Here is a 22,022-nt window from a genome sequence, read left to right as displayed (position 1 = left end):
GGCGCGCGCCGCGTCAGCCGGCCGCAGCGGCTGCAGCAGCTTCAGCCGGCGCGCCCACCTGAGGCGCCCGCATGCGCGCGCTGTCGCGCATCAGCCGCGCCACCACCAGGCGCATCACATGGAACCCGAGCTTGGGGTTCTGGTAGTACAGCAAGGCCATTTCTTCGGCCGACAGGCGGTACACCACGCAGTCGTCCACGGCCTCCAGCGACAAGGTGCGGCGGTTGTCCGGCGCGAACAGGCCGATCTCGCCCACCAGCGCGCCCGCGTGCAGGCGCTCGTCGTACTCCACCAACCGCAGCGTGCCGCGGTCCAGATACAGCATGTCGCGCGCGGCATCGCCCTTGCGCCACAGCACCGTGCCGGCCGGCACCGTGTGGCGGTGCATGTGCGGCAGCAGCCACTCCGACACGGGTGTGTCGTCCCGGGCGCGCTCGATGGCCTTCACGAGCTGGCGCATCTGCAGCGTCTTCTTCACGTTGATGGGAATCAGCGCGCCGTACAGCAGCAGCGTGGGCAGCGCCTGCTTCAGCGCGCCGTACGCCACCAAAAAGCAGCAGGCCACCAGCGCCGCCACGCGCAGCGGCAGCATGCTTTTCATCAGGTAGCTGGCCAGCATCAAGGCAGCGCCGATGAGGCCCAGGGCAGTGGCGAGGTGGTCGGTCATGGGGAGGCGTCGAAGGAAGTGGAACCGTCAGGCAGCGACAAGGCGAACACGTCGACCTCGCTGCGTTTGCCTTTGAACTGCACCGGCCCGAGGCGCACCACCGGCCAGTCGTCGCCGAGCTGCGCACGGGTGCCGGCATCGAACAACACGCTGTGCTCGGTCAGCTTGGTGTGCGCTTCCAGCCGGGCGGCCACGTTCACGGTGTCACCGATGCAGGTGTAGGTGGCGCGGCTGCGGGTGCCGGTGTAGCCGGCCACCACATCGCCGCTGGCCACGCCCACCCCGATGCGAATCTCCGGCCGGCCCAGCACGCACTGCTCCATGCTGAACTGCTCGGCCATCTGCACCATCTCCTGCGCCGCCAGCAAGGCGTTGCGCCCGGGTGCAGCCAGCGGCTGCGGCGCGCCGAACACCGCCATGAGGCCGTCGCCGATGATCTGGTTCACCACGCCGCCCTGCCCGTTGATGGCCGCAAACATCAGCGTGTAGTAGGTGTTCAGCAGCTCGATGATGTCTTCCGGCTGCTGGGTCTCCACCATGGAGGTGAAGCCCCGGATGTCGCAGAACATCACCGTCGCCTGCACGCGCCGGCCGCCCAGGGCAAAGCCCTCGGCTTCCAGGTTCTGCGCCACCTCGCGCGTGGCGAAGCGCCGCACCAGCTCACGCTGCTGGTCGCGCAGGCGCTTGCGCTCCAGCGTCGAGCTGATGCGGGCCTTGAGCAGCACCACGTTGACCGGCTTGCGCAGGTAGTCTTCCGCGCCCAGTTCGATGCAGCGCACCACGCTGTCCATGCCTTCCACCGCCGAGGTGACGATGACCGGCAGCTCGCGCAGGTCGGCATGAGCGCGCAGCCGCTCCAGCAGCTGGATGCCGTCCAGGCCCGGCATGTCGATGTCCATCAGCACGAGGTCGTAGCTGGCGGATTCCAACCGGGCGAGCGCGGCCAGGCCGTCTTCGGCCATCTCCACCTGGTGGCCCAACAGCTCGACATGGCGGGCCAGCAGCAGGCGGTTGACCCGGTTGTCCTCCACCAGCAGCACACGCGCCGTGCCGGCGCGGCGGTCACGCATGGCGGCGCCCCTGCAGCACCGCGGCGGCGGCGTCGTAAAGCCCACGCAGGGCCGCCACCCGGGGGCCGGCGTCGGCGCCCAGATCGGTCAATGGCGTGTGCTCCAGCGCCCGCGCCGCGTCGGCCAGCGCCGTGGCGCCGAAGGTGTGGGCGTTGGACTTGACGGTGTGCGCGCAGCGCCGGAAGGCGTCGGCATCCCCATAGGCGGCCGCCGCCGCCAGCGCGGCCAGCAGCGCGGGGGCGTCGTCCAGGAAGGAGCCCACCAGCTCGGCCACGAAGTCGGCGCCGGCGCTGTCTTGCAGCTCGGCAAACACCTGCTCGTCAATCACGCCGGGCGGATTCATGCGGGGCCTCCGTGCGGCTCAGGCGGCGGCCCGCCGTGGCGGGGTGGCCTGCAAGGCAGCCACCAGCGCCTCCACGCGGATGGGCTTGGTGAGGTAGTCGTCCATGCCGGCCTCCAGGCAGGCCTCGCGGTCACCCTTCATGGCGTTGGCCGTCATGGCCACGATGCGCGGCCGCTGCGCCCCCAGCCGCTCGGTCAGCAAGCGGGTGGCCTGCAAGCCGTCCAGCTCGGGCATCTGCACATCCATCAGCACCAGGTCGTAGGGCTGGCGCTGGGCCGATTCCACCGCCTCCACGCCGTCGGCCGCCACATCGGCCCGGTAGCCCATCTGGGCCAGCAGGCGCAGCGCCAGCTTCTGGTTCACGGCGTTGTCTTCCGCCAGCAAGATGCGCAGCGGGTGCCGCGCGGCCAGGCCCGGGTCCAGCCGGGGGGCCGTGGCCGCCGCGGGCGCTGGCGGCAGGCGTGCCACGACGGCGTCGTCCCGGTGCAGCACGGTCACCAGGGTGTCGAACAACTGGCTTTGGCGCAGCGGCTTCATCATCACCGCGCCAAAAAGGCCTGGGGGCACGTCACGCCGCCCCAGCGAGGTGAACAACACACGCGGCAGGCTCGGCTTCAGGTCGCGCAGCCGGCCCGCCAGGGTGGCGCCGTCCATCTCGGGCATGTGCATGTCCAGCACCGCCAGGTCGAAGGGTTCGGACAGCGCCAGTTGCAGCGCCTCCAGCGGTGAATCGGTGTCGCGCACCACCATGCCCCACTTGCCGGCCTGCAGGGCCAGGATGCGCCGGTTGGTGGCGTTGTCGTCCACCACCAGCATGCGTTTGCCTTTGAGGGCGGGCTGCGCGCCGATGAGGTCACGCCGCGGCGCCGGCGCCTGGGCCGACACGCGTTCGGGCAACTGGAAATGGAACTGGCTGCCCTGCCCCGGCCCGGCGCTGTGGGCCCACATGCGCCCGCCCATCAGCTCCACCAGCCGCTTGCTGATGGCCAGCCCCAGCCCGGTGCCGCCGTACTTGCGGGTGGTGCTGCTGTCCGCCTGGCTGAAGCTCTGGAACAGACGCGACAGTCCCTCCTCCGACAGCCCGATGCCGGTGTCGCGCACGATGAAATGCAGTTGCCCATCGGCGCGGTGCAACTCCACCACCACCTCGCCCTGGGCGGTGAACTTCACGGCGTTGGACAGCAGGTTCAGCAGCACCTGGCGCAGCCGCGTCACGTCGCCCAGCAACGCGTCGGGCAGTTCGCCCTGGGGCTCGAACGCCAGGTCCAACCGCTTCTCGGCCGCACGCGGGGCCACCAGGTCCAGCGCCGACTCCACGCATTCGCGCAGGTCGAAGGGGTGCACCTCGATGTCCATGCGCCCCGCCTCGATCTTGGAGAAGTCGAGGATGTCGTTGATGATGGTCAGCAGGGTCTCGCCGCTGTCGCGGATGGTGGCGGCGTAGTCGCGCTGCTCGGGGTTCAGCGGGGTGTCCAGCAGCAAGCCGCTCATGCCGATGATCGCGTTCATCGGCGTGCGGATCTCGTGGCTGACCGTGGCCAGGAAGGCCGACTTGTGCGCGCTGGCGGCTTCCAGCACGGCCGTGCGTTCGCGCACCCGCTGCTCGGTCAGCGCCTCGTTGAGCCGCTGGTTCTCGAACCGCATGCGAATGGACGCCACCAGGGCCCGCGCAAAGTTGTGCGCGTAGGTCAGCATGCACACCTGCACCAGCAGCAGCGTGGCCGCGAACACGCGCGACAGCACGTCATCTTCCAGCAGCGCACGCAGCATCAGCAAGGCACTGAACGGCACCAGGAACGCGTACGCGTGCGCCACCCGCACCGCGGCAGCCGGCCCCACGCTGATCATCATGCCCACCTGCAGCACCATCAGCACCGCCATGCGCGGCAGGCCCGGCGTGAAGAACAACCAGCCCGACGCACCCCAGGCCAGGCCCAGCACCACACCGAAGGCCAGCAGCGACTGGTCCCACACACGGATGGCCCCGGCTTCCCGCCAGCGGGCCATGCGGGGCCACAGCGCGAAATAAAACACCCCGATCAGCGCGAGCACGCTGCTGGCCCAGGCGGTGTAGACGGTCACGTCCAGCGGCCCCGTGGCCTGCAGGCCCACCAGCAGCAGCACCAGGCCCAGCGCACCACCCAGCAGGCCGGCGCGCATGTTGCGCGAGAGGATGTCCAGCCGCACCTCGTCCAGGTGGCGCAGGTCGGCCTCGTCCATGGAGAAATTCGCCATCACGCCTCCCTGGCGCTGGTGTTCCTCACGATCGCGCCCGGCCTGCGGCCGTGTCGCGTCGTGCGCTGGGCAGGACGGTAGCCGAAGAACTTGCGCCGGCGCAAGGCCGGCTTGCCCGCGCGGGGCCGTTCAGCCCTCGGTCGGCGCCCGGTACACCACCGCGTTGCGCCCGGCGCGCTTGGCCTCGTACAGCGCGGCGTCGGCCCGGTCCACCAGCGCGCGAGGGTCCGCCTCGTCGGGCGACGCCAGGCTCACGCCGATGCTGACCGTGAGGGCCCCCACCTGGGGAAAGGTGGCCGCCTGCACCGCCTGGCGGATTTTTTCGGCCGCCCGCATCGCATCCAGCGGGCCGGGCAGCTCCGGCAGCAGCACGGCGAACTCTTCACCCCCGAAGCGCGCCGGCAGGTCGCTGACGCGGATGTGGGTTTGCAGCAACTGCGCCAGTTGGCGCAGCACCGCGTCGCCCGTCGGGTGGCCGTGCACGTCGTTGACCTGCTTGAAGTGATCGGCATCGATCAGCAGCAGTCCGTGCACCCGGCCGTTTTGCCGGCCATAGCGGCGGTCCAGCGCCTGCGCTTCCTGCAAGCGGGTATCCAGGCTGCGCCGGTTGTGCAAGCCGGTCAACGGGTCCCGCGTGGCCAGATGCTCCAGCGCCGCGTTGGCGGCACGCAACTCCGCCGTGCGTTCCTGCACCTGGGCTTCCAGGCCGGTGTTGACCTGCTGCAAGGCCCGTTCGGTGGTCAGCAGCGACTGCGTCATCGACTGCATCGCCTGGCTCAGGTGCGCCAGCTCCCGGGTGGCGGGCAGCGGCGGGAAGGTGGGCATGCGGTGCTCAGCCTCCACCTGCTGCGCGATGCGGGCCAGCTCTTCCACCGGCCGGCTCACCCGGCGCGCCAGCAGCAACGCCGCCAGCGTGAGCACGCCGGCCACCGCCAAGCCCAGCAGCACCAGTTCACGCTGCAGCGCCCGCACCGGCCGCTGGGCCAGCGCCATGGGCTGGCGGGCCACGATGCGCCAGCCGAGTTCGGCATTGGTGCGTGCCAACAAGGGGGCCTCGCTGGTCAGGTACTCCTGGCCATCGCCAAAACGCATCCCGCCCTCGAAACGGCCACGCCCCAGATCGGGCGGCAGCACCGGCTGGCCCTGGGCCTGGGCCGCCTTCAGCGACTCCGGGTACAGCACCCGCCCCTCGCGGTCGATGATCAGGGCCTCGATGCCGCTGGCTGGGTCCAGCCGGCGCACCGAGCCCTCCACCAGCCCGGTCACCCAGCGCCAGTGGGCGTGCGCGCCCACCACGCCCCGCAGCCGCCCCTGGGCGTCGCGCACGGGGGCAGCGAAGTCGATGAACCGGGTGGGTTCGCCCTGCGGCGCGGCCGGCAACAACTTGGCCAGCAGCTTGGCCTCGTGCACGTCGCCCACGTAAATGCGCTCGCGGCCGGCAATGAACCATTCGCGCTGCGCCACCGACCGGCCCACCAGCATGCCGGCGGTGGACTGCAACACCGTGCCGTCGGCATCGGCCACGCCGAGCCAGGCGTATTCGTCGTGCAGCGCGGCGCGCCGGTCCAGCGCCTCCCGCACTTGCAGCGCATCCAGCGGCCCACTCACCAGGTGGGGCGCCACGCTCAGCAGTTCGATTTCACGCTCGCGGTCGCGCAGCTGCGTGGCCAGCAGCTCGGCGGCCGACTGCGCCACCCCGCGCACGGCGGTTTGCTGGGCTGCGTACAGCTCCTGCGTGGCCACGCGCCCCAGGTAACCGCCCACCAGCGCCAGGATGGCCAGGGACAGCCCCCCCAACACCAGGCTCAGCTGCCCACGCAGGCTCCACCGGCGCTTCATGCGCAGCGCAGGGCCGCTGGCAAACGGCGCAAAAAGGGCGAGGTCACGGGTAGCAAGGCAGCGCGGTTCTTCAGCAATTCAGAGGTGCGCAGCGTAGCGCCCCGCGTGCCACACATCGGCCTGGCGTGCACGCCGGCAAGCGGCGCAAGCGTGTCAGGCGTCACGCGAATCGTCCTGGGGCAGGGTCAGTCGCATGGTGGTGCCCAGCGGGCCAGTGCGCAGCAACTCAGCCTGGCCTCGGTGCAGGTCCATCACGCGCCGCACGATGTACAGGCCCAGCCCGTGGGTGGACTCGGGGCCCGTGCCGCCGCGCGCACCGCGGGTGAAGAGCCGCGGCAGCAGCTCGCGCGCAATGCCCGGCCCGGCATCGGCCACCTCCAGCTGCAGCGCGGCGGGCTCGTCGAAGTCCAGCACGCTCAGCGTCACCGGGCTCACGCCCGGCGCGTACTTCAGCGCGTTGGACAGCAGGTTGCGCAGCGCCAGGCGCATGAGGCTCATGTCCATCAACGCGGTGCGGGTGGCCGTGTGGCGGTGCACGACGATGCGGTCGCGTTGCTCGCGGGGCAGGTCGGCAATCGTCACGGCGATCAGGGTGTCGATGTCGGTGTCGCCGCGCGCGATGCGGCCCCCACCGGCCAGCAGGCTGGCGGCCGCCAGCGTGTTGTCCACCCCGGCCAGCACCGTGGCCAGCACGGCCTGGGCGCGCATCAGCCGCTCCTGGGCCTGGCGCTCGCCCCGCCCAGCCAGGCTGGACGCCGCGCTTTGCAGCGCCGCACTGGCGTTGTTCAAGGGCTGGCGCACCTCGTGGGCCAGCACGTCCAGCATCTCGGAGCGCTCGCGCAGCAGGCGGTCCAACTCCTGCGCATGGCTTTCCATCTGCCGGCGCATGGCCTGCTCGCGCGCCAGTTCGGCCCGGCGCCGCAGGTCGTCGGTCACGTCCACCACCAGGGCCAGTGCGCGCAACGGCCGCCCTTCGGCGTCGAACTCGGCGACGGCCGAGCCCAGCGCGTCGCGCACCTGGCCGTCGGCACACACCAGCTGGATGGGGCAGTCGGTCACCTGGCCGTCTCGCCACAGCGCCACCCGGTGCAGCTCCTGCACCTGACGGGCGGACTCGGGCGTCAAGAAGTCTTCCACCAAGCGGCCGATGACCTGCGAGCGCTGGTAGCCCAGGCGCTCCAGCCAGCGGTTGGACACGCTCAGCACGCGGCCGGCCGGGTCCACCGAGTGCATGAGCGCCGGGGTCGATTCGTACAAGGCCCGCAAGCGCTGGCGGCTCTGCTCCAGCTCCACGGCGGCGCGGTGGTGCTCGGTCACGTCCTGCACCGCCCCCACCAGGCGCACGGGCACGCCGTCCTGCCAGTCCACCTGCCCCTGCGCCAGCACCCAGATCTCACGGCCGCGTGCGGTCACCATCGGCAGCTCCAGGTTCCAGGGCTCGCCGTGCTGGATGCCCCTGTCCACCGCGGCCTCGATGGTGGCCCGCGCCTCAGGTTTGTAAAAGCGCAGCGCCGACGCCAGCGTGGGGCGGTGGCCCGGCGGCAGGTCGTGGATGCGGCAGGTCTGGTCGCTCCACACCAGCTCGCGGGTCTGCAGGTCCAGGCTCCAGCCGCCCACGCCGGCCACGCGGCCGGTGCGGTCCAGCAGGGCCTGGCTTTCGCGCAGTTCGCGCGCGGTGCTGTTGCGGTCGGTCACGTCCTCCAGCAAGCCCACGTAGCCCCGCACGCGGCCATCCGGCGCCAGCAGAGGCTGCGCGCGGCAACGTACATCGCGCGTGGCGCCGCCCGGGGCGGCGGCCCGCAGGCGGTAGTGCTGCTCAAATTCGCCGCGCGCTGCCACGCAGCTGCGCCAGTGCTCCAGCACGGTGACCCGGTCGTCCGGCACCAGCGCACGGGCCCAGCCTTCGCCCAGCCCTTCACGCGCCGACAGGCCACAAATCTCCTGCCAACGCGCGTTGGCGTAGATCTGCCGCCCGCGGGCATCCGTGCGGAAGATGCCCAAGGGGGCGATGTCAGCCAGCACATCGAACGGCTGCTCCAGCACGCCCGGCGCCACGCGCTGCTGGGCCCGCTCGCGCATCATCAGCGCCTCGGCCGCTGCATCGGCCAGACGGCTCAGGGCCTCGCGTTGGGCCTCGGTCAGTTGGCGGGGGCGGTGGTCCACCACGCACAGCGTGCCCGGGTGGCTGCCGTCGTCCAGCCGGATCGGCGCGCCGGCGTAGAACCGCAGGCCCGGCGTGGCCTGCACATCCGGGTGGTCGGCAAAGCGCGGGTCGGCCGACGCGTCGCGGACCTCGAACAGGCCATCGGCCAGCAAAGCATGCGCGCAGAAGGCCTGGGCGCGCGGGGTTTCATGCCGGTCAAAGCCCACGGCCGACTTGAACCACTGCCGCCGCTCGTCCAGCAGGCTCAGCAGCGCCACCGGCGTGCCGCAGATCTGCGCGGCCAACGCGGTGAGGTGGTCGAACAGAGGTTCGGACTCACTGTCCAGCACGGACAAAGCCGCCAGACGTTGGAGGCGGCGATCTTCATCGGTCGGCACAGACGGGCTCCGCATGACCGCAAGCTTATGCCGGCGCGAGGCCCTCGCCATCCCTTGTCCCCACGGTGCGCAACGGTCATCACCCCGTGACAGACCGCACCATGAAAAAAGGCCCGCCGAAGCGGGCCCTTGCAGGCGAGGCGGCGTGGCACCGGCCCCACCGACGGCGCGTTCAGCGCGATCAGCGCGCCGTGGCGCCGCCCAGCGTGCGCAGCCAGAAGGCTTCGTACTTGCGGTGCCAGCCCGCCGGCTTCACCGCGCCGCCCAGGGCGTGCTCGCCGTCCGGGTCCAGGAACAGTTCCACCAGCGATTCCTTGCCCGACACCAGCAGCTCGCGGTAGACGTTCACCGTGTCCTGGTACAGCACGTTGGGGTCCTGCATGCCGTGCACCAGCAGCAACGGCTTCTTCAGGTTGCGCGCCAACGGCAGCAGCGAGTACTTGCGCAGGTTGGGCTTGCTGCGGTCCACCTTGCCGATGGTGCGGCCGCTGTACCAGGAGTTGTAGTTCTCCCATTCGGTCGGGCCGGCGCCGGCAATGCCTGCGGCGAAGAGGTCAGGCTTGGTGTACATCGTGTACTGGGTCTGGAAGCCGCCGAAGCTCCAGCCGTTCAAGCCCACGCGGGCCGTGTCCACGCCCCAGCCGGGCAGTGTCTTGACGAGGTCTTCCAGGTCTTCGGCCTGCGGCTCGCCGGCGCGCTCCCAGTTGGCGTCGGAGAACTTGCGGCCGTAGTTGCTGTGGCCGCGCGGGTCCACCGCAATCGTCACGAAGCCATGCTGGGCCGCCATGTACTGACCGAACAGGTACGCGGTGGCTTGGAAGCTGTCCACCTCCACGATGTGGCGGTCGTTCAGCGGGCCGCCGTACACATAGACCACCGCCGGGCGCTTGTCGGTCGCCTTCCAGCCGGCGGGCTTGAAGGCATAGGCCTCGATGCGGTCGCCATGGCGGTTGGTGAAGGCAAAGCGCTCGGGCTGCAGCAGCTTGACGTCGGCCAGGGCCTTGTCGCTGCTGTCGGTCAGCGTGCGGGCGGCGGCCTTGCCGTCCACCGCGAGCAGCTTGAGCTCGGGGCGCTGCGCCCAGTTGCCGGCGTTGGCGGCCACCCAGCGGCCGTCTTCCGACACCGCAGCACCGCGGTGGAACTCGCCCGAGGCCCCCACGGCCTGCGTGGCGCCACTGGCCAGGTCCACGCGCAGCACGTTCATCGCCGCCGTGTCGCCCGCGTTGGCCAGCACGAACATCGACTTGCTGTCGGCGGTGAGGCCCACCACCTGGTGCGCCTCGAAATCACCCTTCATCAGTGGGCGCAGGGCCTTGGTGGCCAGGTCGATGGCGTAGGGCTGGCGCCAGCCGGCTTCGTCCAGCGTCAGCACCAGGGTCTTGCCGTCGGGCGTGAAACGGGGCTTGAGCACGTTGACGACTTCGTGGCCGACATCGCCGCGGCGCTCCAGCACCACCTCGGGCTTGGCGTTTTCGTCGGCCTTGCCGACGTACACGCGCAGCAGTTCCTTCTCGCGCTCCCAGGTGGTGAAGGCGTAGCGGCTGCCGTCCTTGGCCCAGGCCACGTCGCTCATCTCGAACCACACATCGCCGCCGTTGGCGGTGAACACCGGCGCGGGCTGCTTGCGCGGGGCCTCGGCACCCGTGGGCACGGCGCGGATGTACAGCGCCACCGGGCGTTCGGTGCGCTTGTCGTCCGACACCTCGCGGTTGACCTTCTTGGCCGCGGCCCAGCGGTCGCTGTAGTTCATGATCTCGACCTGCTTGGCCACCGGCTGCGTGGCCGGCTTGCCATCTGCGCCTGGCGGATTCAGCGGCGCGCGGGCCAGCAGCGACATCCAGCGGCCGTCTTCGCTGATGACGGTTTGCTCGATGCGGTACTTCTTCTGCTCGTCGTCCGGGTGGATGAGTTCGCGGTTCACCACCTGCACGCCGGCCTGCTTGAAGCTCAGGCGCAGCACGCGGGCCTCGTCCATGTAGACGAAGCCGCTGTCGTCCGCCGTGTAGGCCACGGTGCGCAGGTCGCGCTGGGTGCTGACCAGCGCCGTGGGGGCCTTGTCGTCGGCCTTCCAGCGGTACAGGCCGCCGCGGTACTGGAACACCAGCTCATCGGCCTTGTGGGCCCACACGAACTGCGCGACGCCGGGGTAGAGGTCGCTGGGCTTGAGCTTCTCGCGGGCGAGCTTCTTCTTCAGCTCGTCACGCAGTTCCCACAGTTCCTTGTCTTTTTCGGCCTTCTCGGCCTTGTCGGCCTTCTCCGTCTTCTTGTCGGCGCCCGACGCTGCCGAGGCCGGCGCCGCTGCCGCCGCAGGCGCGGGTGCGGGCTTGCCGGCGCGGCGCGCTTCCAGTGCGGCCATGGCCTGCTTCTCGGCGTCGGCTTCGGCCTTGTCGGCCGCCTTCTGCGCGTCGTCCTTGGCCTTTTTGTCGGCCAGTTCCTTCTTCAAGGTGTCCAGCGCGGCGGTTTCCCACTGCGACAGGTCCACCTTCTCGCCGCGCAGGTAAGCCTGCTGGGCCACTTCCTTGGCCTGGCGCTCGGCGTACTCGGTGTTGCGCTGGGCCAGCTTTTTCTCGAAGCGGGCCAGGTCTTCCGGCGCATCGAAGGCGGCCATCACCTGGGGCGAGGTGATGCGGGTGGTCTTGCCGGTCTTGGTGTCGTGCACCCACAGGTCGCTGCCCGGCTCGCCGAAGGGGCTCCACAGGTAGGCCAGGTAGCGGCCGCTCTTGCTGAAGGCGGCGTCCTTGGCGTTCTCGCCGCGGTAAGGCTGGGCGCGGAAGATCTGTTCCAGGCTGGGCGTGCCTGCCGCCACAGCGGGGGTTTGCGCCTGCAGCGGCGCCCCGGCCGACAGGGCCAAAACAAGGGTGAGGCTGCCCAGGGCAGCAAAGGTCAGGGGCTTCAAGGGGGTCTCCTCAGGGTGCCCCCGCCGGTGAGGGGCGCGCGATTCTAGGAATCGGCGCCCCCACCCGCCATGTGCCGGACGTCAGCCGGGCGACGACGTGGCCACCTCCGCGGCTGCCTGCCGCGTCTTCCAGAGCGACACCAGCACGCCGCCGGCAATCAGCCCGAAGGTGACGCTCAAGGACACCACCGCCGGCACCTTGCCGATGAAGCCCACCAGGAAAATCTTGCTGCCGATGAACACCAGCACCAGGGCCAGGGCGTACTTCAGGTACTTGAAGCGGTGAATCATCGCGGCCAGCGCGAAGTACAGCGCCCGCAGCCCCAGGATGGCGAAGATGTTGCTCGTGTAGACGATGAACGGGTCGGTCGTGATGGCGAAGATGGCCGGCACCGAATCCACGGCAAAAATCAGGTCCACGAACTCCACCAGCATCAGCGCCATCAGCAGCGGGGTGGCGAAGCGCTCCACGCGGCCGGTCTTGGGGTCGGTCTCGCGCACCCAGAAGGCGCTGCCGCGCAGGCCGTCGGTCACGCGCATGTGCCGCTTGAGCCACTTCAGCACCGGGTTGTTGGCGATGTCGGGCTCGTGGTCCACCATGAACCACATCTTGATGCCCGTGAGCACCAGGAAGGCGCCGAACAGGTACAGCACCCAGCTGAACTGGCTGACCAACGTGGTGCCCAGGCCGATCATGATCGCGCGCAGCACGATCACGCCCAGGATGCCCCAGAACAGCACCCGGTGCTGGTACTGCCGCGGAATGGCGAAGAAGCTGAAGATCAGCGCGATGACGAAGACGTTGTCCATGGACAGCGACTTCTCGATCATGAAACCGGTGAAGTAGTCCATGCCGCTGGGCGCGCCGAGGTACCACCACACCCAGGCGCCAAAGGCCACGGCCACACCGATGTAGCCGGCCGACAGCAGCAGGCTTTCGCGCACGCCGATCTCGTGCTGGTCGCGGTGCAGCACGCCCAGGTCCAGCGCCAGCAGCGTCACCACCACCGCCAAAAAGGTCAACCAGATCCAGACCGCCTTGCCCAGGAAGTCGGCTTGAAGCACACCCATCAAAACGTCCATGTCGATCTCCTCGTCAACTCACGAACGCGACCGCCGCGCCCAGCGCCGCCACACCGCCGCTGACGCCCAGCAGCGCCACATCCCGGCGGTCATTGCCAATGCGGCGTGCCTGCCAGGTGGCAGCCGCCAGCACCACGGCCATCAGGGTGCAAAGCAAGGTCAGGGTGTCCATGTCGTACTCCAGCAGTGAATCGATGAGAGGCTGTTGCGGGCGCGGTCACGACGCCACCAACGTGACGCGCGGCGTGGCGGCCTGGTGCCGCTGCCAGGCGCGCAGGCCGACATGCGACGCCGCTCCGGCCAGCAGCAGCAGCGCCGAACCCAAAGCCCACACCCCCCAGGCCAAGACCGTGAACCCACCGGACAGCACCGGCAGCCCGTCCACCAGCACCTGCAACCCGGGCTGAGCGGCTTCCACGGCGCGGGTGAGCGACTCGGACACCTCCTGCGGCAGCCAACGCGTCCAGGACTCGGGCACCGCCAGCGCGCCCACAGGCAGCTGCCCTGCGCCGGCCACCAGTGCGCCCAACGCAGCCTGGCACGCCCACACCACGGCAGACCACAACCCCCACAGCAAGGCCACCACGGCCCACAGCCATCCCACCATCACACGCCTCCGGCAAAGCAAACCGGGGCGCAGTGTCAGTCGCGTTAGATTTCCTACAAAGCGAACTTCACCGCCAATTCACTTCGGAATTTCCGAAGCATGGATCGTGCGGCCGTCGCAGTTGGCATGCGGACGGATCAACAACGCCTGCAGCCCGTGGGCGGCGCACGGCCGGCCGGCGCAGCAGGCTGATGCACTGGTGCACTGGTGCACTGGTGCGCGGGTGCGCTACAGCGCGTCAGCCGTGAGCACCAGGTCCGCGAGCGCCGCGCAGAGCCCGGTCACCAACGCACAAAGTCGAAGCGTTGCTGATCGTCGTGACCGTTGATTTCGGAGTGCGAGCGCAGCACCAGATGGTTCTCGAACGCGTGACCCTCGAACCGGACCGCGCCCTCCTTGGACACCGCCCGGAACGAGATGCGGTTGCCGCGATGCACCACGCGCCCCCTGGATACGCCCGACACCTTCGGGCCCGCGCGTGAGGCGCGGAACCAGGCCTTGAGACTCTCCAACGCCTCCGGCCCGCATTCGGAGCTGACCGTGATCACCGTGCCCGTGGGGTAGAAGCGCAGGTACTCGCAGTAGGTTTCGTCGTCGACCTGCTCCCGGCTGACGTACACGCCATCGCTGCGCAAGGCCACGCCGGGCGTGTCCGCCTGCGCCCACGCGCCCTGCAGCGCGCCGCACAGCAACCCAGCCAGGGCCCAGCGCCTTCGCATCACGCCACGCGCGCCAGCACCGGCGCCAGCGCCACGCCGGTGTGACTGCCGCCGGCCACCACTTGCTCGGGTGTGCCTTGCACCACCACACGCCCGCCGGCGGTGCCGCCTTCCGGCCCCAGGTCCAGCACCCAGTCGGCCTCGGCAATCACATCCAGGTCGTGCTCGATGACCACCACCGAATGCCCACCCGCCACCAGCCGGTGCAGCACGCGGATGAGCTTCTCCACGTCGGCCATGTGCAGGCCCACCGTGGGCTCGTCCAGCACATAAAGCGTGTGCGGCGCCTTCTGTCCGCGCCGCGTGACGTCGTCGCGCACCTTCACCAGTTCACTCACCAGCTTGATGCGCTGCGCCTCGCCGCCAGACAGCGTGGGCGACGGCTGGCCCAGCGTCAGGTAGCCCAGGCCCACATCCTTGAGCAACTGCAGCGGGTGCGCGATGGACGGCATGGAGGCAAAGAACTCCACCGCCTCGTCGACCTCCATCTGCAGCACATCGCCGATGCTCTTGCCGCGCCAACTCACGCCCAGGGTCTCGGGGTTGAAGCGCTGGCCGTGGCACTGGTCGCACGGCACCTTCACATCGGGCAGGAAGCTCATCTCGATGGTCTTCATGCCCTGGCCTTCGCAGCCCGGGCAGCGGCCCTCGCCGGTGTTGAAGCTGAAGCGACCCGGCGCGTAACCGCGCGCCTTGCTCTCCAGCGTCTCGGCGAACAGCTTGCGGATGGCATCCCAGAAGCCGATGTAGGTGGCGGGGCAGGAACGGGGCGTCTTGCCGATGGGGGTTTGATCCACCTCCAGCACGCGGTCCACCTGTTCGTGGCCGGTGAGGCCGTCGCAGCCCTGCCATTTCGCCGGCGCCTTGCGCAGCGGCACGGCCACGGCCATGTTGGCCAGCAGCACATCGCGCGCCAGCGTGGACTTGCCGGAGCCCGACACGCCGGTCACCGCCACCAGGCGGTGCAGGGGCACGTCCACCGTCACGCCCTGCAGGTTGTGCAGGGCGGCGTTGAGGACGGTGAGCTTGGGGGCGTCCGGGTCGATGGCGCGGCGCGCCTGCAGCGGGTGGATGAGCGGGTGGGCCAGCATGCGGCCGGTGGTGGAGTCGGGCTGCAGGGCCAGCTCGGCCGCCGTGCCCTGGGCCACCACGCGGCCGCCGCGTTTGCCCGCGCCGGGGCCGATGTCGATGATGTGGTCGGCCCGGCGGATGGTGTCTTCGTCATGCTCCACCACCACCAGCGTGTTGCCTTTGTCGCCCAGCGTGGCCAGGGCTTTGAGGAGGATCTGGTTGTCGCGCGGGTGCAGGCCGATGGTGGGCTCGTCCAGCACGTAGCAGACGCCCTGCAGGTTGCTGCCCAGCTGCGCCGCCAGCCGGATGCGCTGCGCCTCGCCGCCCGACAGCGTGGGCGCGGCGCGGTCCAACGTCAGGTAGCCCAGCCCCACTTCTTCCAGGAACTGCAGCCGGCCCAGGATTTCGCTCACCACATCGCGGGCGATGTCGGCATCGCGGCCTTCGAGGTGCAGGCCCTGCACCCACTCGCGGGCCTGGCCCACGCTCCAGGCTGCAACCTCGCCAATGCCCTTGTCCTCGAACTCCACCGAGCGCGCCGTCGCGTTCAGCCGCGTGCCGTGGCATTCCGCGCAGGGCGCGTCGGTCAGGCCTTCGATCTCGGCCTCCTCGGCCGGAAAGCTTTGCTCGCGGCCGCGGTTGTCGTCGGCCGGTGCGCTGTCGTCCAGCGCCTTGCGCTGTTCGCGCGTGAGGCTCAGGCCCGTGCCCACGCAGTTGGTGCACCAGCCGTGCTTGGAGTTGTACGAGAACAGGCGCGGGTCCAGCTCGGGGTAGCTGGTGCCGCAGGTCGGACAGGCCCGCTTGGTGGAAAACACCTTCACGGTGCCCACGCCCGCACCGGTGCCGCCGCCTTCCAGGCTCAGGCCGTCCAGCGGGCTCAGCAAGTGCAGCACGCCCTTGCCAGCGTCCAGCGCCTTGGCCAGCAGCTCACGCAGTTCGGGCTCCTTCTCGGGCGAAATCACCAGATCGCCCACCGGCAGCTCCAGCGTGTGCTCCTTGAAGCGGTCCAGCCGCGGCCAGGGTGAGGTGGGCAGGAACTCGCCGTCCACCCGCAGGTGGGTGTGGCCACGGCCCTTGGCCCATTTGGCGAGGTCGGTGTAGACGCCCTTGCGGTTGACCACCAGCGGCGCTAGCAGCCCCACGTGTTGGCCACGGTAGTCGCGCATCAGCTGCGCGGCGATGCTTTCCACGCTCTGCGGCCGCACCGGCGCGCCATCGTGCACGCAGTGCTGCACGCCCAGCTTCACGTACAGCAGACGCAGGAAGTGCCAGACCTCGGTGGTGGTGGCCACCGTGCTCTTGCGGCCGCCGCGCGAGAGGCGCTGCTCGATCGCGACCGTGGGCGGAATGCCCCAGACCGCGTCCACCTCGGGCCGACCGGCCGGCTGCACGATGCTGCGGGCGTAGGCGTTCAGCGATTCGAGGTAGCGGCGCTGGCCTTCGTTGAACAGGATGTCGAACGCGAGCGTGCTCTTGCCCGAGCCGGACACGCCGGTCACCACGTTGAACTTGCCGCGCGGCACCTCCACGGTCACGCCCTTGAGGTTGTGCTCGCGGGCGTTGACGATCTTGATCGCCTCGTCCGCCTGGCGGCGCGCGCGGATCAACTGCTGCAGCGGCCGGCCTTCTTCCACGGCCACGGCCGGGCGGTCCATGTGCAGGGCGTAGTCGCGCAGCGCGGCGGCGGTGTGCGAGGTCTTGTGGCGCGCCACCTCTTCCGGCGTGCCCACGCACACGACCTCGCCACCGGCCTCGCCACCCTCGGGGCCGAGGTCGATGAGCCAGTCCGCCGCGCGGATGACGTCGAGGTTGTGCTCGATCAGGATGAGCGAATGGCCGGCGGTGAGCAGTTTGCGCATGGCGCGCATCAGCTTGGCGATGTCGTCGAAATGCAGGCCGGTGGTGGGTTCGTCGAACATGAACAGCGTGCCCTTCTTGGCCACACCAAAGCGCGGTGACGACGCCGCCTCGGCCAGGAAGCCAGCCAGCTTGAGGCGCTGCGCCTCGCCGCCGGACAGCGTCGGCACCGGCTGGCCCAGGCGCACGTACTCCAGGCCGACATCGACGATGGGCTGGAGCTTTTGCAGCACGGCGCGGTGATCGCTGAACAGGTGAACGGCCTCGGCCACGGTCAGCTCCAGCACGTCGGACACGCTCAGGTCGCGATCCTTGAGCGACAGCTTCACGTCCAGCATCTCGGCGCGGAAGCGCTTGCCGTCGCAGTCCGGGCAGCGCAGGTAGACGTCGCTGAGGAACTGCATCTCCACGTGCTCGAAGCCCGAGCCGCCGCAGGTCGGGCAGCGGCCGTCGCCCGCGTTGAAGCTGAACATGCCGGCGCTGTAGCTGCGCTCCACGGCCAGCGGGGCCACGGCGAACAGCTTGCGGATCTCGTCGAACGCGCCGACGTAGCTGGCCGGGTTGGAGCGCGCCGTCTTGCCGATGGGCGATTGGTCCACAAACACGGCGTCGGCCAGGAAGTCTGCGCCCAGCAGCGCGTCGTGCGCGCCGGGCGTCTCGGTGGCCTTGCCGAACTGGCGGGCCAGCGCGGGGTACAGCACGTCCTGCATCAGCGTGCTCTTGCCCGAGCCGCTCACGCCCGTCACGACCACCAGGCGCTGCAGCGGGAACTGCACGGACACGTTGCGCAGGTTGTGCTCGCGGACGCCTTCGAGGATGAGCTTGGGCGTGTTCTCTTCCACCAGGCGCTTCAGCCCCATGCCCACGTGTTTGCGGGCGCCCAGGTAGGCGCCGGTCAGCGTGTCGGCCGCGCGGATTTCCTCGGGCGTGCCGTCGAACACGATGGCCCCGCCCTTCTCGCCCGGGCCGGGGCCCATGTCGATGAGGCGGTCGGCGGCCAGCATGACGGCCGGGTCGTGCTCCACCACCACCAGCGTGTTGCCCGCGTCGCGCAGCCGCTGCATGGCCTGCACGATGCGGCCCATGTCGCGCGGGTGCAGGCCGATGCTGGGCTCGTCCAGCACGAACAAGGTGTTGACCAGGCTGGTGCCCAGTGCGGTGGTCAGGTTGATGCGCTGCACCTCGCCGCCCGAGAGCGTGCGGCTCTGCCGGTCCAGCGTCAGGTAGCCCAGGCCCACATCGCACAGGTAGCGGCTGCGGTGGCGGATCTCATCCAGCAGCAGCTTCAGCGCTTCGTCCAGCATCGTGCTGGGCAGCTGCAGGCCGTCCACGAAGTCGCGCAGGCGGCTGATGGGCAGCTGCATCAGGTCGTGCAGGCTCAGGCCGGGCAGAGCCTCCAGCTGCTCACGCGTCCAGTCCACCCCCACGGGCAGAAAGCGCTGCGCCGCCGGCAGCGCGGCATCGGCCAGCGCCTTGGCGCCCACGCGCCACAGCAGCGCCTCGGTCTTGAGCCGTGCGCCGCGGCAGCTGGGGCATTCGGTGTAGCTGCGGTACTTGGACAAGAGCACGCGGATGTGCATCTTGTAGGCCTTGCTCTCCAGGTAGTCGAAGAAGCGCTTGACCCCGTACCACTGCTTGTTCCAGTTGCCGTTCCAGTTCGGCGTGCCGTCGATGACCCAGCGGCGGTGTTCGGCGCTCAAGTCCTTCCAGGCCGTGTCGCGCGGAATGCCCGCCTCGCCGGCGTACTTCAGCAGGTCGTCCTGGCAGTCCTTCCACGCCGGCGTCTGCATGGGCTTGATGGCGCCGTTGCGCAACGTCTTGCGCTCATCCGGAATCACCAGCCCCAGGTCCACGCCGATGACACGGCCGAACCCCCGGCAGGCCTCGCAGGCACCAAAGGCCGAGTTGAACGAGAACAGCGCCGGCTGCGGGTCGGCGTAGCGCAGGTCACTCTCCGGGCAGTGCAGGCCGGTGGAGAAGCGCCACAGCGTGGCGCCGTCGTCGCCCACGTACACGTTCAGCCGGCCGGAGCCCCGCTTGAGCGACAGCTCGATGGCTTCCATCGCCCGCTGCTTGTCCGCCCCCAGGATGCGGAAGCGGTCGGCCACCACATCCAGCACCTTCTTGCCGTCCACCTCCCGCTCCGCCTGCACCCGGGTAAACCCGCTGGCCGACAACCACTGCGCCACCTGCTCGGCCGTGGTGTTGGCCGGCAGCTCGATGGGGAAGGTCAGCACCAGGCGCGGGTCCTGCTCGCGCTCGGCCCGGGCCATCAGCTCCGCGTGGATGCTCTGCGCGGTGTCGTGCCGCACCGGCAGGCCGGTCTTGCGGTCGAACAGCTCGGCCGCGCGGGCGAACAACAGCTTCAGGTGGTCGTTCAGCTCGGTCATCGTGCCGACCGTGGAGCGGCTGGTGCGTACCGGGTTGGTCTGGTCGATGGCAATCGCCGGCGGCACGCCGTCCACCTTGTCCACGGCGGGGCGGTCCATGCGGTCCAGGAACTGCCGGGCGTAGGCCGAGAAGGTTTCGACATAACGCCGCTGCCCCTCGGCATAGAGGGTGTCGAACACCAGGCTGGACTTGCCCGAGCCGCTGGGGCCGGTGACGACCGTCAGCTCCGCCGTGCGCAGGTCGACATCGAGGTTCTTGAGGTTGTGCTGGCGGGCGCCTCGGATGCGGATCAGACCGTCGGACATGGTGGGGGCCAAAACTGGGAAGGCGGGCAGTGTAGGGAGCGCTGCTGACGAAAACTGTCAGCACGGCCGCCCGACCCGCGCATGAACCGCCCCCCCCAAGAACAGCGGGTCGCCACCGTTTTTGGGTTCAACAGGTTGCGCCGCGCGCGTGCCTGAGGCAACAATCGCTGATGGCCCAAAAAGCCGGCATAAGAACAAACGAACTGAGGACTATGGGGATGGATGTGTTGAGGTTGTCGGAGCCGGCCGCAGGGTCGCCCCCCTGTCATTTGAGTGCTGCAGCCGGACACGACGACGGGGCCACCCCGACGCCGGACGGCCACACGCCCGCCCGCGCGCCACGGCAAGCCCTGGTGCTGCTGGTGGAAGACAACCACATCAACCAGGTCGTCGCCCTGGAATTCCTGCAGTTGATGGGCGTGCAAGCCCGCCTGGCCAAGAACGGCATCGAAGCCCTGGCCGCCTGCGCCGACGTCGCCCCCGACCTGGTGCTGATGGACATCCAGATGCCCGGCATGGACGGCCTGGAATGCTCGCGCCGCCTGCGCGCCCAGCAACGGGCGGGCACGCTGCCGGCCTTCCCCATCCTGGCGCTGACCGCCCACGCCCTGGACGCCGACGTGGCCGCCAGCATGGAAGCGGGCATGGACGAGCACCTGACCAAGCCGCTGGACTTCGTCGCCCTGCGCACCCGCCTTCAGCGCTGGCTGAACCTCAGCGCGCCGAACTGAGGCGCTCCGCCCAGCACCTCCTGCGCCCCGCAGTGCCACACTTGCGGGCGCTGCAGGCGCCACCCGGCACGGTGGGCTTGTGGCCAGTCGCTGACTCGCCTTGCCCATGAACCTCTACCAAGCCCTGCGGGACGGCTTTCCGGCCGACCTGGACACCCCCGCCATCGACGCCGAGGGCGCTCTCTACAGCTGGCGCGACCTCGATCGCGGCAGCGCCATGCTCGCCAACTGGCTGGCGCGGCTGGACCTGCCGCCCGGCAGCCGCGTGGCGGTACACACCGACAAGAGCGTGGAGGCGCTGCTGCTGTACCTCGCCGTGCTGCGCGCCGGGCTGGTGTACCTGCCGCTGAACCCGGCCTACCAGGCCAGCGAGTTGGCGCATTTCATCGGCGACGCCGCACCGGGCGCGGTTGTCTGCGCCGGCCGGAACTTCGGCTGGGTGAGCCAACTCGCCTTCCAGCGCGGCGTGCGCTGGGTGTTCACGCTCAACGACGACCGCACCGGCACCCTGCTCGATCGCGCCTCGCAGATGAGCGATGCGCAGCAGCCCGTGGCCCGCGAGCCCGGCGACCTCGCGGCCATCCTGTACACCAGCGGCACCACCGGCCGCAGCAAGGGCGCCATGCTCAGCCACGGCAACCTGCTGAGCAACGCCCGGACGCTGAAGGACTACTGGGACTGGCGGCGCTCTGAGCCCCCAAACCTGGCGCCTCGGGAGCGGCCCAGCGCCGGTTCCGACGACGTGCTGCTGCATGCCCTGCCCATCTTCCACGTGCACGGGCTGTTCATCGCCTCGCACGGCGCGCTGCTCAACGGCAGCAAGATGATCTGGTTCAACAAGTTCGACGCCGCCGCCGTGGCGCGCCGCCTGCCGGAGGCCACGGTGTTCATGGGCGTGCCCACGCTGTACGTGCGGCTGCTGCAGGAAAAGACGCTGGACACCGGCTGCATGCGGCTGTTCATCAGCGGGTCGGCCCCGCTGCTGACCGAGACCTGGCACGCCTGGCAGGCCCGCACCGGCCACGCCATCCTGGAGCGCTACGGCATGAGCGAGACGCTGATGCTCACCTCCAACCCCTGCAAGCCCAGTGACGGCGAACGCCTGCCCGGCACCGTGGGTCCGGCCCTGCCGGGCGTGGGCCTGCGCATCGTGGCGGACGACGGCACGCCCTGCGGGCCCGACGAAATCGGCCACGTGCAGGTGCGCGGCCCCAACGTGTTCAGCGGTTATTGGCAGATGCCCGAAAAAACGGCCGAGGAGTTCACCGCCGATGGCTGGTTCAAAACCGGCGATGTGGGCCGCATCGGCCCCAACGGCTACCTCACGCTCATCGGCCGCAGCAAGGACCTGATCATCAGCGGCGGCTTCAACGTCTACCCCGCCGAGGTGGAAGGCTTTTTGAACGAGCTGCCGGGCGTGGATGAATCCGCCGTCATCGGCGTACCGCACCCGGACTTCGGCGAAGCGGTGGTGGCCGTCGTCACGGCCCGCGCCGGCGCGCAGGTGGACGGCGACGCCTGCATCCAGGCCCTCAAGACCCGCATCGCCGGCTTCAAGGTGCCCAAGCGCGTGCTGACGGTGGCGGCCCTGCCCCGCAACGCCATGGGCAAGGTGCAGAAGAACCTGCTGCGCGCCGAACACGCGGGCTTGTTCACGGCGGGCTGAC

The 22,022-nt window shown here is 69.9% G+C and carries 14 protein-coding genes; 2 read left to right on the top strand and 12 right to left on the bottom strand.

Annotated elements, in window-relative coordinates; genetic code table 11:
- Positions 1–13: 13 nt before the first annotated feature.
- The 12 genes from ACG01O_RS01015 to uvrA form a co-directional block, all read right to left on the bottom strand.
- On the bottom strand, positions 14–667 hold the full coding sequence (locus tag ACG01O_RS01015) for a Crp/Fnr family transcriptional regulator (RefSeq protein ID WP_394380242.1): 654 nt from the start codon (positions 665–667) through the stop codon (positions 14–16).
- Positions 664–1,737, bottom strand: coding sequence for an adenylate/guanylate cyclase domain-containing protein (locus ACG01O_RS01010; RefSeq protein ID WP_394380239.1), 1,074 nt, complete (start codon positions 1,735–1,737; stop codon positions 664–666). Before ACG01O_RS01010 ends, ACG01O_RS01015 begins: the two co-directional genes overlap by 4 nt.
- Positions 1,730–2,080 (bottom strand): Hpt domain-containing protein, encoded by a 351-nt coding sequence (locus ACG01O_RS01005; RefSeq protein ID WP_394380236.1) that lies wholly within the window; start codon positions 2,078–2,080, stop codon positions 1,730–1,732. The genes ACG01O_RS01010 and ACG01O_RS01005 overlap by 8 nt, the downstream gene beginning before the upstream one ends.
- Positions 2,081–2,098: 18 nt before the next feature.
- Complete coding sequence (locus ACG01O_RS01000; protein WP_394380233.1) at positions 2,099–4,315, bottom strand: response regulator; 2,217 nt, start codon at positions 4,313–4,315, stop codon at positions 2,099–2,101.
- Between the two features lie 129 nt (positions 4,316–4,444).
- On the bottom strand, positions 4,445–6,154 hold the full coding sequence (locus tag ACG01O_RS00995; protein WP_394380230.1) for a sensor domain-containing diguanylate cyclase: 1,710 nt from the start codon (positions 6,152–6,154) through the stop codon (positions 4,445–4,447).
- Between the two features lie 153 nt (positions 6,155–6,307).
- Positions 6,308–8,710, bottom strand: a complete 2,403-nt coding sequence (locus tag ACG01O_RS00990; RefSeq protein ID WP_394380227.1) for a sensor histidine kinase — start codon at positions 8,708–8,710, stop codon at positions 6,308–6,310.
- A gap of 166 nt (positions 8,711–8,876) precedes the next feature.
- Complete coding sequence (locus ACG01O_RS00985) at positions 8,877–11,591, bottom strand: S9 family peptidase (protein WP_394380224.1); 2,715 nt, start codon at positions 11,589–11,591, stop codon at positions 8,877–8,879.
- An 81-nt stretch (positions 11,592–11,672) separates the two neighbouring features.
- Positions 11,673–12,674: a TerC family protein gene (locus ACG01O_RS00980; RefSeq protein WP_394380221.1), complete on the bottom strand. Its 1,002-nt coding sequence runs from the start codon at positions 12,672–12,674 to the stop codon at positions 11,673–11,675.
- A 13-nt stretch (positions 12,675–12,687) separates the two neighbouring features.
- Positions 12,688–12,846: a hypothetical protein gene (locus ACG01O_RS00975; RefSeq protein ID WP_394380219.1), complete on the bottom strand. Its 159-nt coding sequence runs from the start codon at positions 12,844–12,846 to the stop codon at positions 12,688–12,690.
- 45 nt (positions 12,847–12,891) lie between these two features.
- Positions 12,892–13,281, bottom strand: coding sequence for a hypothetical protein (locus ACG01O_RS00970; RefSeq protein ID WP_394380216.1), 390 nt, complete (start codon positions 13,279–13,281; stop codon positions 12,892–12,894).
- Between the two features lie 281 nt (positions 13,282–13,562).
- Positions 13,563–14,000 (bottom strand): hypothetical protein, encoded by a 438-nt coding sequence (locus tag ACG01O_RS00965; protein WP_394380213.1) that lies wholly within the window; start codon positions 13,998–14,000, stop codon positions 13,563–13,565.
- Positions 14,000–19,624: an excinuclease ABC subunit UvrA gene (gene uvrA / locus ACG01O_RS00960; protein ID WP_394380210.1), complete on the bottom strand. Its 5,625-nt coding sequence runs from the start codon at positions 19,622–19,624 to the stop codon at positions 14,000–14,002. The genes ACG01O_RS00965 and uvrA overlap by 1 nt, the downstream gene beginning before the upstream one ends.
- 269 nt (positions 19,625–19,893) lie before the next feature.
- Between uvrA and ACG01O_RS00955 the strand changes: the two genes are divergently transcribed.
- Together ACG01O_RS00955 and ACG01O_RS00950 are read left to right on the top strand one after the other, a co-directional pair.
- On the top strand, positions 19,894–20,355 hold the full coding sequence (locus ACG01O_RS00955; RefSeq protein ID WP_394380207.1) for a response regulator: 462 nt from the start codon (positions 19,894–19,896) through the stop codon (positions 20,353–20,355).
- Positions 20,356–20,461: 106 nt separating this feature from the next.
- Positions 20,462–22,021: a malonate--CoA ligase gene (locus ACG01O_RS00950; RefSeq protein WP_394380204.1), complete on the top strand. Its 1,560-nt coding sequence runs from the start codon at positions 20,462–20,464 to the stop codon at positions 22,019–22,021.
- The last annotated feature ends 1 nt before the right edge of the window (position 22,022 follow it).

This window comes from Pelomonas baiyunensis (assembly GCF_043555935.1).
Classification (GTDB): Bacteria; Pseudomonadota; Gammaproteobacteria; order Burkholderiales; family Burkholderiaceae_C; genus Pelomonas; species Pelomonas baiyunensis.
The sequence above is the reverse complement of the archived record's forward strand: the minus strand, read 5'-3'. Positions and strand labels throughout refer to the sequence as shown.

Excerpts from the sequence above, each read along its gene's own strand:
- ACG01O_RS00950 (WP_394380204.1), top strand. The coding sequence starts at position 20,462 with ATGAACCTCTACCAAGCCCTGCGGGACGGCTTTCCGGCCGACCTGGAC.
- ACG01O_RS00965 (WP_394380213.1), bottom strand. The coding sequence starts at position 14,000 with ATGCGAAGGCGCTGGGCCCTGGCTGGGTTGCTGTGCGGCGCGCTGCAG.
- ACG01O_RS00980 (WP_394380221.1), bottom strand. The coding sequence starts at position 12,674 with ATGGACGTTTTGATGGGTGTGCTTCAAGCCGACTTCCTGGGCAAGGCG.
- ACG01O_RS00975 (WP_394380219.1), bottom strand. The coding sequence starts at position 12,846 with ATGGACACCCTGACCTTGCTTTGCACCCTGATGGCCGTGGTGCTGGCG.
- uvrA (WP_394380210.1), bottom strand. The coding sequence starts at position 19,624 with ATGTCCGACGGTCTGATCCGCATCCGAGGCGCCCGCCAGCACAACCTC.
- ACG01O_RS01000 (WP_394380233.1), bottom strand. The coding sequence starts at position 4,315 with ATGGCGAATTTCTCCATGGACGAGGCCGACCTGCGCCACCTGGACGAG.
- ACG01O_RS00990 (WP_394380227.1), bottom strand. The coding sequence starts at position 8,710 with ATGCGGAGCCCGTCTGTGCCGACCGATGAAGATCGCCGCCTCCAACGT.
- ACG01O_RS00995 (WP_394380230.1), bottom strand. The coding sequence starts at position 6,154 with ATGAAGCGCCGGTGGAGCCTGCGTGGGCAGCTGAGCCTGGTGTTGGGG.
- ACG01O_RS01005 (WP_394380236.1), bottom strand. The coding sequence starts at position 2,080 with ATGAATCCGCCCGGCGTGATTGACGAGCAGGTGTTTGCCGAGCTGCAA.
- ACG01O_RS01010 (WP_394380239.1), bottom strand. The coding sequence starts at position 1,737 with ATGCGTGACCGCCGCGCCGGCACGGCGCGTGTGCTGCTGGTGGAGGAC.
- ACG01O_RS00970 (WP_394380216.1), bottom strand. The coding sequence starts at position 13,281 with ATGGTGGGATGGCTGTGGGCCGTGGTGGCCTTGCTGTGGGGGTTGTGG.
- ACG01O_RS01015 (WP_394380242.1), bottom strand. The coding sequence starts at position 667 with ATGACCGACCACCTCGCCACTGCCCTGGGCCTCATCGGCGCTGCCTTG.